Source organism: Niallia sp. 01092 (genome assembly GCF_052318935.1).
In the GTDB taxonomy this organism is placed as follows: Bacteria; Bacillota; Bacilli; order Bacillales; family Cytobacillaceae; genus Niallia.
In genome coordinates this window covers 1-699 of record NZ_JBQRKO010000065.1, presented here as the reverse complement: position 1 = coordinate 699, position 699 = coordinate 1, and the positions used below count along the sequence as shown (strand labels likewise).

4 tRNA genes are annotated in these 699 nt (G+C 43.3%); all 4 read right to left on the bottom strand.

The features are described 5' to 3' along the window. Positions 1-149: 149 nt before the first annotated feature. A tRNA-Ser gene (locus ACTXGU_RS22300) sits at positions 150-242 on the bottom strand. Positions 243-252: 10 nt separating this feature from the next. Continuing rightward, positions 253-326: transfer RNA gene (locus ACTXGU_RS22295), tRNA-Ile, on the bottom strand. A gap of 177 nt (positions 327-503) precedes the next feature. Beyond that, positions 504-577, bottom strand: a tRNA-Met gene (locus ACTXGU_RS22290). Positions 578-604: 27 nt separating this feature from the next. Continuing rightward, positions 605-680 (bottom strand) — tRNA-Ala (locus ACTXGU_RS22285). Positions 681-699 lie beyond the last annotated feature (19 nt).

Here is a 699-nt window from a genome sequence, read left to right as displayed (position 1 = left end):
ATATTTAAATAAATTTGTTCATGCAGTTTTTCTACTGTCTACTGTCCCGATTTTCAGAATGTCTATTCAAGAAGCAGTTCAATCGGTACAACTCGATGTATATTCACTGAAGTAAAGCTCGTTGCTCCACTATGAAATAATTTAATTAATGGAGGAGGAAAGGGGATTCGAACCCCTGCGCGGTTTGACCCGCCTGTCGGTTTTCAAGACCGATCCCTTCAGCCGGACTTGGGTATTCCTCCTTGATATATGTGGACCTTGTAGGACTCGAACCTACGACCGGACGGTTATGAGCCGTCTGCTCTAACCAACTGAGCTAAAGGTCCAAATCAAGTAAATAATAATATTTTGTTTTGCTTTAAAACGTCTGTCCACATCTCAGTAGGATTATTCTAGAAGCTATTCAATGAGTACAACTTGAAGATTAATCATGATGCACTTCCTCGTTGCTCTAACCAACTGAGCTAAAGGTCCGAATGAAAATTTATTATAAAATCATATAGTAGCGGCAGAGGGGATCGAACCCCCGACCTCACGGGTATGAACCGTACGCTCTAGCCAGCTGAGCTACGCCGCCATAATTCATTGTTTTTTTATTTAAATTTGGTGGAGCCTAGCGGGATCGAACCGCTGACCTCCTGCGTGCAAGGCAGGCGCTCTCCCAGCTGAGCTAAGGCCCCAAAAATTTTATGCTCTTTC